This window comes from Wolbachia endosymbiont of Laodelphax striatellus (assembly GCF_007115015.1).
Classification (GTDB): Bacteria; Pseudomonadota; Alphaproteobacteria; order Rickettsiales; family Anaplasmataceae; genus Wolbachia.
Window position 1 is genome coordinate 1,476,290 of sequence record NZ_MUIX01000001.1, and the last position, 14,776, is coordinate 1,491,065.

Below are 14,776 nucleotides of genomic sequence, written 5' to 3' on the forward strand. Positions count from 1 at the left end.
CTCATCAACTATGTTTTTTAAAATTTTTTGAATTTAGTCTTATTACAACTCTTATTTATAGTTTTGTATTCTTATTCAATTGAAAAACGTATTTTTGGCAATAAAAACCCTAGTTCATTACAGAAAGAAATTTATATCAAACAACTACCACTGCTTAGATCTTATGATTAATGAATATGTGCTTTAAATTTGTGTGGCGCGCATATTCATTAACCTATTTTCTTATGCAGATTTTAAAAATTTGCGTTAATTGCTTCTTTAAGCCTTGCATTAGCAATCACTATAATTTTGCGCATTAGAGCTGTTATGACTACCATCTTCTTTTTACCTCTACCAATGAGAGCAGAATAAAAAGCACCAAGTGCAGATTTAGTCCTTGAAGCAGCCATCGCAGATGTAAAAAGCTTTTCACGAACGTTCCTTCTGCCACCACTTATTCTGCGATAACCAATAGCTTTACCACTTTCTTTTGGATGCGGGGCAACTCCAGCAAGACTAGCAACTTCTTGCCTGCTTAAGTAGCCAAGTTCTGGCATCAAGCATACAAAATCTTGTGATAACTTTTTACCTATTCCTGGTACTGTTCTTATGATTTTTTGGCGCTTTTTTAACTCTGGATTCTCATCGATAATTTTTTGTATGGCATCATTAAGCTCATCTATTTGACTGTTAAAAAAGTCAATAGTTTTTTGGCAACTTTCTTTTATATAGTCGTTTTCAGGTGCTTTCAGTCTACATTTCTCTTGAGCTCTTATTTGTGTAAGGTCATCACGACGTTGACAAAGTGCAGCTAAGGCTGTTTGTTCTTTTGACATAGGCACAAATAGAGATAGAGTACTATAACGCTCAAATCCATATTGAGCAAGGGCTCTTGCATCTGATTGATCAGACTTTGCTAAAATTCCATGAGATAAGGTAAAGCTTTTTACTTTGCGAGTATTAGCTCGATGTACAGCAACATTCTTATCAACCAGAAAGTGTGCTAAGCCAAGCTCATATTTTCCTGTATTTTCCAAAGTTACAAAAGAATTAGGTAGAATATTTGAAAAATTTTGAAACAATTGTTGCCAACCAGCAGCATTATTATCAAACTTGATAGTGTTCTTTTGGTTGTGAACTGCAGCAACATTTTTAAATTTTCCGATATCAATGCCAATAAAATTTTGATAAGATGTAATCATAATAACCTCGATTAGTTTTAGTTAATTTAAGATTGTAAACGGGTGCATATGTATGTCCCACACAACTATTCAAACGTATCGAGAGATAGGGCTAGTGTACCTTGATGAGCACGGTTGTATAGCCATTATTCTAGCGGTCGCACACGCCCGTGATAACTCCATTCCTATAGTGAGTGGAGTTATCTTCCCTCTTATCTCCTTTATATCATATTTTTAACTTACAATATTCTAAATTTTCATCCCTTGATTCGCATCAGGTCTAATGCTTTAAAAGATGGTAATGCTCAGATAGTAAAAGATTTAATACCTCGAGGAGTAGATGTTAATGCAAAAAACGATGATGGTGATGCTCCTTTACATATAGCTGCTGAAAAGAGTTACAAAGAAATAGTAGATGCTCTATTAGAAAAGGAGGGAATCGATATTAATGTCAAAGATAATAAAGGGATCACTCCTTTACATATAGCTGACCTTACCCAGAAGAAGTAGAGAGGAAGTTAAGAGCCTGTACATGATCTCAAAAAAGAAATAAAATGAGAGGATAATATAGATAGTGAAGGATATGAGAAGCTCATACCCAAGCGACATAAGTCGGAAAAATTTGAGATTATTGTAAAAGATCTAGAGTCTTGCAGAAAAAAAACAAAACCAAGAAAACTTGATTTGTATGAGGTATTTTGTGGAGTATTGTACGTCTTAAAAAGCAGTTGCCAGTGGAGAATGTTACCAACAGAATTTCCAAAATGGCGCAATTGTTACGATTATTTCAAAAAATGGAGTGAAAAGCCAGATACAGCTAAAGAAAGCATTCTAGAGCGTGTGTTAAAAAAAATAGTTGGCGTGGTCCGACAAAACAATGGTCGGAAAGAAAAAACCAGCTTTTGCATAATTGATGCACAGAGTGTAAAGAATGCAGATACTGCCAAAGAGAAGGGCTATGATGCTGGTAAAAAAATCTCAGGAATAAAGCGTCATATTGCAGTAGATACACAAGGTTTGCCGCACGCAATTTATGTGACAACGGCAGAAGTAGTGCTGTGAGAATGGTTAAAAGAGCACAAGAAAATCTCTCTGAAGTTAAAAATATACTGGTTGATGCTGGGTATACAGGAGAAAATTTTGCAGCTCAGATAAAAGCAACTATTGGTGCAACTGTTGAGGTAATAAAACGCAGTGAATTACATACCTTTGTTGTATTGCCAAAGAGATGGGTCGTTGAACGTTCTTTTGCTTGGTTGGAAAAGTGTAGGCGTTTGTGGAAAAACTGCGAGCGAAAGCTCAACACTAGCTTACAAATGGTTGTTCTAGCTTTTGCTGTTTTACTCCTTAAAAGATTATGAACAGGTTCTTAGATAACTTATTTTTTCCTTTTCTTAAAAGTATTAGAAACAAACAAAATCATACTTAAATTTTCTACAATCAGGTATATATGGTTGTTTTGGGGAGAGAAGTGACTGTTGATAGCTAGCACAGTAGGAGAAAAATAGTAGGTTAGCAAAATCTGTAAAAATGAAGGGCTAGATGACGTATTAATTGCAGGCAGAGAATTAGTAGCTGGAAGAAGGTAGTGGACTAAAAAGTTTCTTCTTTTAGTTGTACAATTTCGTCTACCGAAAGGCCGGTAATTTCAGCTATAACATCAATAGAGACACCGGCCTTGAGTGAGTTTTTGGCTACTTCAATATCCCTTTCTTTACGACCTTCCACTCTGCCTTTTTCATGGCCGATTTGGATGCCTTCTTGTCTACCTTCTTGTCTACCTCTTTCTTGACCAACTTTAAGACCCTCATCAAATTTTTGAGCGAAAGCAGCTACCTCATCCATTATGCGTTTTTTCATTTGTTCATATGCTAGTAACTCTTCTTCTGACCAATTAAACTTATTCATCTCTTCATAAGCTCGTTTTATTATTACGTCACTACCAACTATTTTATCTAGGTCTTCTTCGTTTGTTTCTGCTGCATATCGGAAAAAATAACACCATTTTTCTACTATATTTTCTAGTTGATCTTCTTTTGTCTTTGTAAATTTTGGTAGTTCTATGAATACGAAGTGAAAATCCTTTAAGTCATGTTCAAAGCTATTTTGATCTAAAATGACATGATTAGATTTGTACTCAGCCTTATCTGGAAAAATAATACAATCAGCAACAGCAATAAAGATAATTTCTTTGAGGTTATGATAATCATCACCTTGATCAGCTTGACTTGAGTAGGCTTTAGCAGCATAATATTGAGCACGTTTTTCGAAGCCCTTGGTCTTAGTGAACTGCATCTCTATAATGTATCTTGAACCTTGAGAGTCTTTACAAAGAACATCGACAATACTCTGCTTTTTAGCGGCAATTTCAGGGTCTAAAATGGTAGCTAAGAATTCAACATCGTGAATAGCAGCTAAGCCAGTGAAGCCTAAAATATCGTTCAAGAAATGAATGAGAATATCTTTATTCTTCTCGGTGCCAAATATTCTTTTGAACGAGTAAGAGTTTAGTGGACTAAGATATCTTCCACTAAACCCTCCTCTAGGAACCGTACTTGAAAGTTTCCCTTCATACGGCTCGAGCCATCTTAAGTCCTTTTCTTGAGAACCGGCAACATTTTCCTTCAAATATTCTGGCATTTCAAATTCCTTACTAGGATTAACGTTAATCATATCTTATCATCCTCATGAAGAGAAGGATTATTTGATCTACGTTTTTCAAAGTAGGCATACCATTCTTTATCGTAGGGATTTGCCTCAGCTTGAATTTTCTTATGGCGACGAATTGGTACGCTTGTTGCTTGAAAGAGTTCCTTCCACTCAACTGTACCTTCCTTATTAGTTAATGTTGCAAAGCACCATCTTCTGGCTTCTTTGGTTTTAAAGTATTTCTCTTTAATCCAACGTAAGCCTTTGTTAGGGTGTCTGCGTTTTGACCATTGCCATAAGGCTCTAAAAATCTCAGAATCCACTTTCTCATAAGCTTTTCTTGCGCATATTCCCCTGTGGTAATATACCCAACCTCGAATTTGAGGTGTGAGCAGTTCTATTACTTTTTCTTGGGTTGCTGCGCAGTTCTTACGAATCAAGCACCGGATGCGCTTCAGAAGTCGGTTTGTACTTTCTGCTGAAGGTTTGATGATTATCTTCTTTTTGTACTTACGTACTGTCTGACCTAGAAAATCAAATCCCTGTTCTACGTGTGTGATCTTGGTTTTTCCTGTGGATAGAGTTAACCCTCTGTCGCTGAGGAAATCCTCTACTAGCTGCTTGACTTTAGTCTCTAGGATTTCTTTTGATTTTCCAGTTACTATAAGGTCGTCCGCGTAGCGGATCACGTGCACACCATATTTCTTGCGTTTTCTTGTACCCTTCTTCCCGAAATGTTTACTGATAACATTTTCGAGACCATCAAGGGTCAAGTTGGCAAGTACAGGAGAGATAATTCCCCCTTGTGGAGTTCCTGCTATTGTAGAACGGAACATTTGCTTTTCTACGAATCCAGATTTTAACCACTTGCTGAGAATACTCTTTTCCATTGGGATTGAGTTTTCTAACCAGCAGTGGTCTATTTCATCAAAACACTTCTTAATATCCGCCTCTAGGATCCATTGCGGTCTGCTACGTCCTGCCAAAGTTGTGTGTATTTGACTTACTGCATCAGCCGCTGAGCGATACTTTCTGAATCCATATGAGTGAATGTCTCCCATTGTTTCTGCAATAGGGTCAAGTCCCATAAGATATAATGCTTGCATCGCTCGATCTTTCATAGTGGGAATACTAAGAGGTCGCTTGCTGCCTGTAGGTTTAGGAATATAGATTCGCCTCAAAGGTTGAGAGCGGTATCCTCGTTGCCTCAGGCTTGCAATTCCTTGAGATTTTGCTGAAGGGCTTTGCCACAACTGGTTATCAACACCTGCTGTGCATTTTCCTTTATTTGAAGTTACGCGTTTGACTGCTAATGCTTTAGCACTAAAACTACGTGTTAGGAGGCGTTGTAAAGTTTTCACTTTATTCCATCTCCTAGCTTTTGTTGCCTGAACAATACGAGCTTGTAGCCTTCTAGTATTTTTTCTGCACTGAAACCAGCTAATTTGATTCCAGTGTTCTGCCGTACCGGAAGGTGCACTTACAATTTTACCTGTAACCATCTGCTTTCCTCACTTAAAAGGTTTTACAAACAATCTTGTTCAAGATGACCGTAGTGGACGTCAGTTCTCTTTCGAGCCAGGTAACGTTTAAACCTGTATCTCATCCGTTACAGATGAGCGTTCACTTTTTCCACACTCCCAAACCCACACTGAATTCCTAGGGATATATGGGATTTCCGTGTTCCACCTATCAAACAACGAGCGGGTTAGGATTGATCTATACACCGGTGGTGTTTATGTTTGCGTATCAGATGCGTTCACTCCGATAACCTACCACATACCTTTTGGTCCAAGCCTGTCAGTGTCTTTGGCTTGTTCGACTTAACGATGCTTACGATCATTCACTTCTGTTATCCATACCGTTCACCCTAGCCCCCGTGCCAACTTGACACTAATAGCATCGTCCTTCTTCACAGACCGAACTTCTCCTTTTCAGGCGGGTTCATTGTCCTAAACGCTTTGCATAAGACATTACTGTACTTATACAGTTTAGTAGGGTACGAGTGGCAAAACACTCGGTTTAGTCAGAGCTAAACAGTTCAATAGACGACTTTCACGTCGCACAAAGGCATAATCATTGCGTGCATCAAGAAATTTAGAAAAAGCCATAGCAAGAGTACGTGAAAAGCATTAATAATTATACACAATTGTGAAGAAATATTCAACTAAAATTGAAACGTAGAAGTTTTTGTATATCTTTATTTGGTAGTATTAACCTGTATAACATTTATGGCAAATATCTCGATAAGGTATCAAATAGCACAAAAAGTAAGAAGCTGGAGGTTAAAAAGAAAATATACTCTGAAAGATTTAGTAGGCAAAACAGGCATAAACTATCATACACTGCTAAGATATGAACAAGGAACATGTGGCATTCCAACTGAAAGGCTAAAAGTGATAGCGGACGCATTATCAATTTCTATTAAAAATCTTTTTCCAAGACAAAAAGTACTCAAAGAAAACAGTTGTTTTGACAAAGCTAAGACCCAGGAAATGTATAATTTTATAGAAAAAACAGGAGGACACAAAGCAATTTATGCATTAACCAAATCTGTCCGAGCTGAGGAAGAAAGTAATATAAAAGCAGCAAGAATAAAAATTGCAAAGAATCTAGTTAAAGCAGGGTTTGATAATGACATTATCTATCGAGCAACGGGCTTATCAATTGAAGAATATGCTGATAAAGAGAGATACGAACCAAACGGAGGACAAGAGATAAAAAAGTGGAGAATAATTAGAGGATATACACAAGAAGAATTAGCAAAAAAGCTTAATATAGGTTCCTCACAGATACATCACTATGAACAAGGTAGTGTTACTATTTTAAGTGAAAGGTTATGGGAAATAGCAGAAAAGTTATCAGTGAATGCTGAAGATCTGATGAAGAAATATGAAGAAGATAATTATAAAGCAGAAAAAGAGCTATTAAGTTGGGTGAGAGAGTCTAAAAAAATTGACAATCAAGAATCACGAGATGAACTGGACATATGGGTAGAATTTTTATCGCAAAGAAAGCAAATTTACAAAGAAAAGATTTACAAAGCAGAGGCAAGAAAGGTTGCGAATAATTTACGTATGTTGGACGTTTCTATTGATGCTATTTCTAAAATAACAGATTTATCTATTGAGGAGCTTGAAAATTATGCTTTCAAAACTTAGCCTGGGTTAAAAACAGCGATAGGTTGCTGATTTAGAAATATTATATTAAGATATAAGTAAAAATAGTCAATATATTAACCATTCTAAATCCTTGTTTAGCTGACTCAACTGAAGCATTTTCATAAAGTTTTGCTGCTAATTCGTGTTGTTTGATAAACTTCAAATTTAATGCTTTTAAAATTGATGCTGAAAACACATATTGCTAATGCTAGCAGAGGAGCTAGTTGGCACAGCCGTCAGTACTCCCGATTACTTTTCCTGATAATGTGATAGTATTCGCAAGTATTATCATATATTACAAAAAAATCAGTTAGCATTTCTGTTTATTAAAATTATGCAATAAAGCTGCATTTTATATAACACTTCTCAAATTATTTCTACTAAATATTTATGAATATGGTTAAACAGTAGATAGAAGAAACCTTTTCTATTATTGATCTTTTGTACAGTAAAGTTATCTCATAAAATATTAAATTGGGAGTTTTATGGATCACAGACTAAGAGCTTATTTGCTTGGAGTTACCTGGTTTATACTCAGTTTACTTAGTAGTGTAGTTAATGATACTATATCAAAGTGTCTCGGTTTACACCTTCAAAGTTTTGAGATAATCTTTTTCCGTTTTTTATTTAGCACTATTACTCTTATACCTTTTATATTTTACTATGGAATAGGAGTTTGTAAAACAAGCCGAATATCTATTCAAATAACTAGAGGTGCATTGTTGTTTTGTGGAATGACCTTATGGACCTATGGGTTGACTATTTGCCCAATAGTAACTGCAACAATTATAGGTTTCTCAATACCATTATTTGTTATGCTTCTTGCAATTCCTTTGCTGGAAGAAAATATAATTTGGCAAAGATGGGTAGTAGCTGTCATTGGTTTTATTGGTATTGCTATTACTACTAAAGCTTATAGTGAGGATTTTAATCCTAAAATTCTTATTTTTATTGTATCCGCATTAATCTTCGCTACACTGGATGTACTTAATAAGAAGCTTGTAATGAAGGAGTCAATAATAAGTATATTATTTTACTCAGCTCTAACAACAACAGTTTTTTCCACTCCATCTTTGTTATTTTATTGGCATATGCCTTCCTTGTCAGAATTAATATTACTGCTGATTTTAGGAATAAGTTCAAACCTAATTCTGTTCTTCATGTTAAAAGCTTTTGCTCTTACTGATGCTACTGCACTTGCACCGTATAGATACATAGAGCTAATAATTTCTGCAATAGTAGCATACGTTATATTTAATGAATTACCTGATAAAAGTGCTTTATATGGTACTTTGATATTAATACCATCAACCTTATTTATAGCTTATTCGGAAGGTAAGGCAATTAAGAAAAATAGTGTAATACTTTTGGGTAGTAACAAATAAAGATATAAGAAGGTAATTTTAATTATCCGTTTAAAGTTTTGAACTATCGCTATCATATAAACTTGAATTTGAAATTTTTGAATATTTCAGAAATGTCCAAAAAAGCATACGGGTTAAGTTAAAAGAATAAACCCAATATAGCAACCATTTTAAGTAGGTATCTTATTTATTTTTTTGAGAAGTTTTGATCTGAAATGAGATAATTTTTTTTAAATAGTCTATAAATTACTAATTTTATCATTTAATATCTAAAATAATTTTTACCGTTTCTCTTTTTTTTATGCCACTTCTTAACTTAACGAGTATGGCAAATATCAGTAAATCATTTTTTCTAAGTAGTGTTTTTGGCTTAGCTTTTTAAAACATTTTTTTGGAGAAGAGATATCCCTTGTTACAGAACTTTTTTGGCATTTCTACGTATCAAGATAAAATATCACAGAATTTTTCTATCACTTTCTGATTGTCCTCTATCATTGCCTTTGCCTCCTGTTGAAGAAATTTGATATTTTTTGATGTAATGTTATCCATGTCAGCCGACGCTAGCTTCAATTGCGATTGTATTCTTACGTATCTATTGCCTATTACTTGATTCATCTGATAATTTACGCAGTCCGGTCCAGAGGCAAACATCACATTTAACAAAGGTTTTATCCAGCCTATTTTTCCAAATCTCTTTGAATTGGCATACTCTATGCTTCTATCTGTTCTGCCAGTACCTATCGATAACAGTAGAATATCATCATTTGGAAATAACCTCTTACCACTTGCATATGCACAAGCCGCTGGATTATTGGCAAACACCCCGCCATCCACTAATACTCTGTTTATCTGGTCAATTTTTAGATGTTTTGGTATGAAATAAGTAGGTGCAGCCGTTGCAGCTCTGAGTGCATCTTTCAGCTTAATATTACCTTCTTTCCAGCTTTTGAAGAAAAATGGGCAGTTATTCTGAATATCGTAACTCGTAATCAACATATTACTTAAAGTGTTTTTAAGGATATCATCGCTAAAATATTTATGAAGTACATACTCAATATTTTTACTGGGGTATTGTGCACAGTTAAACCAAGATAATATTGATCGCCTAAAGAATGAAGATTTAAAAATATATGAACCGTATTCTCGGTAAAGCTCAACTAAATCATTGGCTGAATATTGAGGTTTATCTTTTTTACATAATCCTGCTACAACAATTCCACCAGTTGAGGTTCCTGCAATCAGATCAAAGATTTCAGCTATCGGTTTCTTTGCCATCTTTTCTATTTCTGCAAGAATAATGGCTGGTATTATGCCCCTTATGCCTCCGCCATCAACAGACAAGATATATCTAGTCATTGTAAAATTCAGTCGTTATTTGTGTTTGTGAATAGCTTCAAGTTCGTTGACTTCTTCAGTGAGGTTTTTCACTCTCTCTTCAAGTCGATAGACTATTTCTATTAGTCCTTGGTTTTTTTCTATAAATTTATCATTGATTTGTACACGTAAGTCGAGTTTGGCCAACCACCATATGAACCCTACAGTCTGTACAACTATTGTTATTATTACCGCTATTGGGATTTTTTGCTTTTTCATGTGAAGGTATTAACTTGTTATGGATAGTTTTGGAAATTTATGTATAGATTATAGAAAACTTACAGCTTTAGTGATTACTTTTTGTTGATTCGTATTGATCCTCTGCTTTAGCAAGTAGCTTTATTATTTCTCTATATGGTTTGCCTTTGTTTTTATCATATCGCAATTCCACTACAGCCATATCTCTTGGTCTTCTTCCATCTCGATCTGTAGCTGTAGGATTTGATCCTTTATCTAATAAGAACTTGACAATTTCTAAATGTCCATTATCTGCAGCATAATGTAGTGCTGTTCGCTTAAATTTATTGGCAGTATTTACATCAACACCCTTTTCTACTAAAAATTTTATGATTCCTAAACATCCTTTTTCTGCAGTATAATGCAGTGCTTTTTCGGCAATATTTGCATCATTTTGCATCAAGAGCTCGATATTTTCTAGGTCACAAGTTTCAGATGCAATTTCTAATTTAGTAATGCTATCTTTGTCTCTCTTTTTAGATAATGAAATACATACGATTACAATACATACTGCCAGTGCTATTAATAAAACTAGTCTATTTTTATGTATGATCGAATTTATGCTCATGTATTATACATTTATTTGGAATTAAATAATCATTTGCTTAAGTTTCACTTAAACAGCTTTGCTCACTGTCGCCTCTACTATAGTTTGATATCCTCTATTATTCAGAATATGTTCTGCCTTGCTAATTACCCATTCACCTTCAATTTCCTGACAAAATCCTGAAAGGCTGATCTTAGCTTCTGCAAATAATTCTGGATTACCAGGAACAGTTACATTTAAATTTGATGTACTACGTTTTAGTTGTTTTAACTTAGCTGCTGCTGCACTAATTGCTGATTCTGCAGTAGAATAAAGCGTTTGCAGAGTATAACTTGGACCCTCATTTCCCACTTTCTCTTCTATAGTTTCTCCCCTTTCATAACTGTGCCATTTTGCAATAACAGATCCATATTTGTTACGCACATTAAAATTTACCTCCCAATTTATAATATCTTTAGGTGTAAGTACTGTTGTACCTAACATCTTTCCAGTCGCTGATCTTGCTTCTCCCTTTGGAATAAAAATTATATATCCTCCTGCTGGTTTTACTAGTGCATCATATTTTTTGCCTAACCCTTCCAAAAAATTCATGTCGCTTTCATCTGCTTGAATGGTATGTGGTATAAATATATTTTCAAATCTTTCAGCGACTTTACCTTCATACCCATGCTTTTGTGCTATTTCTTTAATTAAATCTCCTAAAGTAATGTCCTTCCATTCCTTTGATTTTCTTTCCTTTAATGATCCTCTTAAACTTGCAGCATCACATTTTATTCTTAAAGTTTGCGGTGGACTTTGTATTGTAATTTGATTTGCCTTATATACCCCCATAGGTAGTAAACCTGTTTCTTTGTACCCGAGAAAAATTTGTAAATTACCCTTAAGTTCTAAAGCGCTAGAGTTATAACTAATATATATCTCAGCTTCGTCACTTGTAGTACCGGATCCATCAGTAACACGTAATAATATTAAACTCTTTTTTAAAACCTCTGTTACTGGGTTATTTTTTGCTACTATATCAAAGTCTGGTGTCATTCATCTAAAATATTTATAACAGATTCTTTCGATATTTTCTGAATTTTAGGAAGCTTAATCCTTAATCCAGCAGGCAAAAAACTTCCATGTTCTGCAAGGCCTGGATTTTCAAGGTGTGCCGTAGAGACACAAAGAATGCTTAAAAATGAGCAAACTAAGTGCAAAGCTGCACAATAGATGAGGGTGGGCCCCTCGAAGTCGGTTTGCAAGAATAGGCTTCAAACAGCCATAAGCTGCTGTGGTAAAGAGCTATGGTAGTGAGCGTTATGGAAAAGGTGCAATTATGCATCATGTGTAAAATAGAGAGGCGAATGAAAATGAACCACTGATGAAGTGTCGAAATTCCAAAGACGACGTCAAAACCATGGGCTCTTGAATCTCTTGGGATAAACCTATCAGGAACTTGTTTACTGGATAGGTGGCGTCCGGCATAGAGGTGGCGTGAATCTATTTTAGGCTATTGTGTGGAACTGCGGGAACCTGTCGTTTCGATGATAAGGGAGAAATTCGAGGAGCTAAACTCTAAGGATGAGAGTACCGATGCGGAAAACAGGGGCGGATCGGCTCGTAGTAGTGAAGAAGTTTCTGTAATGGAAATGGAGCGAAGGGGCTGAGTTATTTAGTTTTAATTATTTATCAACCGAAAGGGAGGAGTTAATGAATAAAACAAAGTCTTTTGATATACCGAAGCAACTTATTTGGAGAGCTTATAAACAAGTATCGAAAAATAAAGGTGCTGCAGGTGTAGATGAGGTTTCGATAACAAAGTTTGAGGAAAATCTAAAAGATAATCTGTACAAACTATGGAATCGGATGTCATCCGGAAGTTATTTTCCAGAGCCAGTAAAAGCTGTGGCAATACCGAAGGATACGGGAGGAGGACAAAGAATTTTAGGTGTTCCTTCAGTATTCGACAGGATAGGGCAAACGGCAGCTTCTATGTATCTTGAGCCGCTAGTAGAGCCAAAATTCCACGAGGATTCATATGGTTATAGACCGAATAAATCTGCACTGGATGCGGTAGATACAGCACGCAAGAGATGCTGGAGGTACGATTGGACGATAGATCTTGATATAACCGGATTTTTCGACAATCTGGATCACGAATTAGTTTTACAAGCTATCAAGAAACATACAAACTGCAAATGGGTCATACTGTATGTTGAGAGGTGGATGAAAGCCCCTATTCAACAAGCAGATGGCACTAGGGAAGTGAGGAATAAGGGAGTTCCGCAAGGAGGTTCTGTAAGCCCAATCATTTCTAACATATTTATGCATCATGCGTTTGATATGTGGATGAGGCAAAACTACCCCACAATACCATTTGAAAGGTATGTTGATGATGCAATACTGCACTGCAAAACTAAGAGACAGGCAGACTTTATGAGAGTAAAGATTGAAGAAAGATTGGCTGAGTATAAGCTAAAGTTGCATCCTGAAAAGACACGGATAGTGTACTGTAAGAATAGCAACAGGAAGAATACATTTCCTATACAAAGCTTTGATTTTCTAGGATATACCTTTAGACCTAGAGGAGCAAAGAGCAAAATAGGGGAATATTTTGTTGGATTTCTACCTGCAATTAGCAATAAGGCCAAGAAAAAGATCACTCAAACCATAAGGTCATGGAAAATACATAGATTTACAGGAAAGAAGTTGGAGGAAATATCAAAGGAAGTAAATCCAATAGTCAGAGGCTGGTGTCAGTATTATGGCAGGTTTTACCAAACGGAGATGTATAAACTTCTTAATAATGTAGAGCGGCATCTAGAAAAGTGGGTAAGTAAGAAATATCTGATTGGAAAAAGACTAGCAAGGAAACTTCTAGGAAAAATGAGAACAGAAAATCCGAATACTTTTTACCACTGGAGGTTGGTATGGTAATCAAAGTACTGAATAATGGGAGCTGTGTGAATCGAGAGGTTCATGCACAGTTCTGTGAGGGGCTGGTGGGGAAGTTCCACTGGTCTACTCGACCGATAAACTCGGCTGCCAGAGATACTGACCTGTTTCAGATTTTAGTAGCCTCACGTCCTTTAACGTACTCCTGTTCATTAAAAATGATGCATTTTTAGAGTAATGTTCATTTAGAGAGTAGTACAATATCATTATGGCGTCGCTGTCTAGCTTATCAGCTTTAATTTGCTCTATCTTATTATGACCATTTCCATTTTCGTAAGTTAAAATTCCTTTAGGTTGAAAAGTGCCATCACCTTTAATAAAGGCTTCATTCTCCTTCTTACTGAAAGTTTCGGCAACCTTTTCTACAAGCCAATTTTCAACATTGACAAATGCATCATCGAGCAATTTTTGTGATATTTGCGGCTGAGCATAGAGCTCGTAAGTTGTGATGGAAATCTTTTGAATTTTAGGTGTACTTGTGTCTTTTGCAAAATCATACTTGGATTTATAGCCACCATCTTCATCTTCTACTGTTTCACCACTCCAACCTGCACCAGCACGGTCACAATCTTCTATAATATAATCCAGCGTTTCAGTAGAGATTCTTTGATTGGAACATATTTGCCGCATTGGAGATGAATCAGCTATACGCTTGTTTATCCGTTTTCCAATGTGAGGAGTAACTAAATACCCTCCAATATCATTGTCATCTCCACTTAGGGTTTTGTGTGATAACCTACTTTCCATTCCTTTGCGAATATAATCAGAAAAATATTTATCACCTGTATTAAAATCTGTGCTCATCTCTGGGCGTTGAGCTGAAGTTTCAATAAAATCTAAGCGCTCTTTGCAATTATCAATATTACTATTTATCTTGCATAGCTGCTCAGGTCCTTTGCTTTCGATTTCTTTTAGTTTGCGATCATTTATTAATTTAAATTGCTCCCATGATGAAGCGAGTTCATTAACACGGTGAGCGATATCAGTAAGTGACATAATAGCCTCCTTTAAAAATAAAATTAGAATAGTATTGTAGTTTGAAGGTAATCTTTATCAGTAATCTCAGTACCTTTTTGTTGTCATGCAAACTGCATTCAGAAAAAAGACCGGTGAATGGCAGCTTAGTATAACTCAAACGCTTGTTTACAACCAGTGCTGGGAGGCGCCCTCATGGTAAACAACGTTCATACAACTGTATACATATAATGCTCGTGCCTGCCATTCACCGGTCTTTTTTCTGGATTCTAGCATTGGCTTCATGGTAGATACAAATGAACGCAAGCTACTTGGTAACAAGAGAAAGATGATACTGATTACTTATTGAAGTAAAAAAAAAGTAGTGTAGTG

Annotated in this window: 13 protein-coding genes and 2 pseudogenes; 6 read left to right on the forward strand and 9 right to left on the reverse strand. The window is 35.7% G+C overall.

Annotated elements, in window-relative coordinates; all coding sequences use genetic code 11:
* Positions 1-233: 233 nt before the first annotated feature.
* The gene (locus BVG17_RS07175; RefSeq protein ID WP_063630491.1) at positions 234-1,181 is read right to left on the reverse strand and encodes an IS110 family RNA-guided transposase; all 948 of its coding nucleotides are present in this window, start codon (positions 1,179-1,181) and stop codon (positions 234-236) included.
* 243 nt (positions 1,182-1,424) lie between these two features.
* Here BVG17_RS07175 and BVG17_RS07180 point away from each other — a divergent pair, with 243 nt between their 5' ends.
* Positions 1,425-1,670, forward strand: a complete 246-nt coding sequence (locus BVG17_RS07180; protein WP_158621805.1) for an ankyrin repeat domain-containing protein — start codon at positions 1,425-1,427, stop codon at positions 1,668-1,670.
* A 73-nt stretch (positions 1,671-1,743) separates the two neighbouring features.
* Positions 1,744-2,521: pseudogene (locus BVG17_RS07185) on the forward strand (IS5 family transposase).
* Positions 2,522-2,753: 232 nt separating this feature from the next.
* On the opposite strand, the gene BVG17_RS07190 reads toward BVG17_RS07185, so the two are convergent.
* Both BVG17_RS07190 and ltrA (BVG17_RS07195) read right to left on the reverse strand, forming a co-directional pair.
* On the reverse strand, positions 2,754-3,833 hold the full coding sequence (locus tag BVG17_RS07190) for an Rpn family recombination-promoting nuclease/putative transposase (RefSeq protein WP_241654204.1): 1,080 nt from the start codon (positions 3,831-3,833) through the stop codon (positions 2,754-2,756).
* Positions 3,830-5,311: a group II intron reverse transcriptase/maturase gene (gene ltrA / locus BVG17_RS07195; protein ID WP_143688845.1), complete on the reverse strand. Its 1,482-nt coding sequence runs from the start codon at positions 5,309-5,311 to the stop codon at positions 3,830-3,832. Before ltrA (BVG17_RS07195) ends, BVG17_RS07190 begins: the two co-directional genes overlap by 4 nt.
* Before the next feature lie 729 nt (positions 5,312-6,040).
* On the opposite strand from ltrA (BVG17_RS07195), the gene wmk reads away from it, so the two are divergent.
* Together wmk and BVG17_RS07205 are read left to right on the forward strand one after the other, a co-directional pair.
* Entirely contained in the window at positions 6,041-6,970 is a 930-nt protein-coding gene (gene wmk / locus BVG17_RS07200; protein WP_143688888.1) for a WO male-killing family protein Wmk, read from the forward strand.
* A gap of 485 nt (positions 6,971-7,455) precedes the next feature.
* Positions 7,456-8,355: a DMT family transporter gene (locus BVG17_RS07205; RefSeq protein ID WP_143688889.1), complete on the forward strand. Its 900-nt coding sequence runs from the start codon at positions 7,456-7,458 to the stop codon at positions 8,353-8,355.
* A gap of 420 nt (positions 8,356-8,775) precedes the next feature.
* Here BVG17_RS07205 and BVG17_RS07210 read toward each other — a convergent pair whose 3' ends face one another.
* From BVG17_RS07210 to BVG17_RS10035, 5 genes are all read right to left on the reverse strand, one after another.
* Entirely contained in the window at positions 8,776-9,690 is a 915-nt protein-coding gene (locus BVG17_RS07210; RefSeq protein ID WP_143688890.1) for a patatin-like phospholipase family protein, read from the reverse strand.
* Positions 9,691-9,705: 15 nt separating this feature from the next.
* On the reverse strand, positions 9,706-9,927 hold the full coding sequence (locus tag BVG17_RS07215) for a hypothetical protein (RefSeq protein WP_143688891.1): 222 nt from the start codon (positions 9,925-9,927) through the stop codon (positions 9,706-9,708).
* 67 nt (positions 9,928-9,994) lie between these two features.
* Positions 9,995-10,513: an ankyrin repeat domain-containing protein gene (locus BVG17_RS07220; protein ID WP_143688892.1), complete on the reverse strand. Its 519-nt coding sequence runs from the start codon at positions 10,511-10,513 to the stop codon at positions 9,995-9,997.
* Positions 10,514-10,561: 48 nt separating this feature from the next.
* Positions 10,562-11,527, reverse strand: coding sequence for a phage late control D family protein (locus BVG17_RS07225; protein WP_143688893.1), 966 nt, complete (start codon positions 11,525-11,527; stop codon positions 10,562-10,564).
* Positions 11,524-11,736: a tail protein X gene (locus tag BVG17_RS10035; RefSeq protein ID WP_143688894.1), complete on the reverse strand. Its 213-nt coding sequence runs from the start codon at positions 11,734-11,736 to the stop codon at positions 11,524-11,526. Before BVG17_RS10035 ends, BVG17_RS07225 begins: the two co-directional genes overlap by 4 nt.
* A gap of 282 nt (positions 11,737-12,018) precedes the next feature.
* On the opposite strand from BVG17_RS10035, the gene BVG17_RS10040 reads away from it, so the two are divergent.
* Together BVG17_RS10040 and ltrA (BVG17_RS07235) are read left to right on the forward strand one after the other, a co-directional pair.
* Positions 12,019-12,141, forward strand: a complete 123-nt coding sequence (locus tag BVG17_RS10040) for a hypothetical protein (protein WP_255447004.1) — start codon at positions 12,019-12,021, stop codon at positions 12,139-12,141.
* Positions 12,142-12,184: 43 nt separating this feature from the next.
* Positions 12,185-13,411, forward strand: coding sequence for a group II intron reverse transcriptase/maturase (gene ltrA / locus BVG17_RS07235; RefSeq protein WP_143688717.1), 1,227 nt, complete (start codon positions 12,185-12,187; stop codon positions 13,409-13,411).
* A gap of 87 nt (positions 13,412-13,498) precedes the next feature.
* Here the strand turns inward: ltrA (BVG17_RS07235) and BVG17_RS07240 are convergent.
* Positions 13,499-14,425: pseudogene (locus tag BVG17_RS07240) on the reverse strand (phage major capsid protein); the annotation flags it as partial.
* Positions 14,426-14,776: the final 351 nt, after the last annotated feature.

What these genes read in the sequence shown, in the direction of transcription:
- ltrA (WP_143688845.1), bottom strand. Translation starts at nt 5,311, where the DNA reads ATGGTTACAGGTAAAATTGTAAGTGCACCTTCCGGTACGGCAGAACAC.
- BVG17_RS07210 (WP_143688890.1), bottom strand. Translation starts at nt 9,690, where the DNA reads ATGACTAGATATATCTTGTCTGTTGATGGCGGAGGCATAAGGGGCATA.
- BVG17_RS10040 (WP_255447004.1), top strand. Translation starts at nt 12,019, where the DNA reads ATGATAAGGGAGAAATTCGAGGAGCTAAACTCTAAGGATGAGAGTACC.
- wmk (WP_143688888.1), top strand. Translation starts at nt 6,041, where the DNA reads ATGGCAAATATCTCGATAAGGTATCAAATAGCACAAAAAGTAAGAAGC.
- BVG17_RS07205 (WP_143688889.1), top strand. Translation starts at nt 7,456, where the DNA reads ATGGATCACAGACTAAGAGCTTATTTGCTTGGAGTTACCTGGTTTATA.
- BVG17_RS07220 (WP_143688892.1), bottom strand. Translation starts at nt 10,513, where the DNA reads ATGAGCATAAATTCGATCATACATAAAAATAGACTAGTTTTATTAATA.
- ltrA (WP_143688717.1), top strand. Translation starts at nt 12,185, where the DNA reads ATGAATAAAACAAAGTCTTTTGATATACCGAAGCAACTTATTTGGAGA.
- BVG17_RS07215 (WP_143688891.1), bottom strand. Translation starts at nt 9,927, where the DNA reads ATGAAAAAGCAAAAAATCCCAATAGCGGTAATAATAACAATAGTTGTA.
- BVG17_RS07190 (WP_241654204.1), bottom strand. Translation starts at nt 3,833, where the DNA reads ATGATTAACGTTAATCCTAGTAAGGAATTTGAAATGCCAGAATATTTG.
- BVG17_RS07175 (WP_063630491.1), bottom strand. Translation starts at nt 1,181, where the DNA reads ATGATTACATCTTATCAAAATTTTATTGGCATTGATATCGGAAAATTT.
- BVG17_RS07225 (WP_143688893.1), bottom strand. Translation starts at nt 11,527, where the DNA reads ATGACACCAGACTTTGATATAGTAGCAAAAAATAACCCAGTAACAGAG.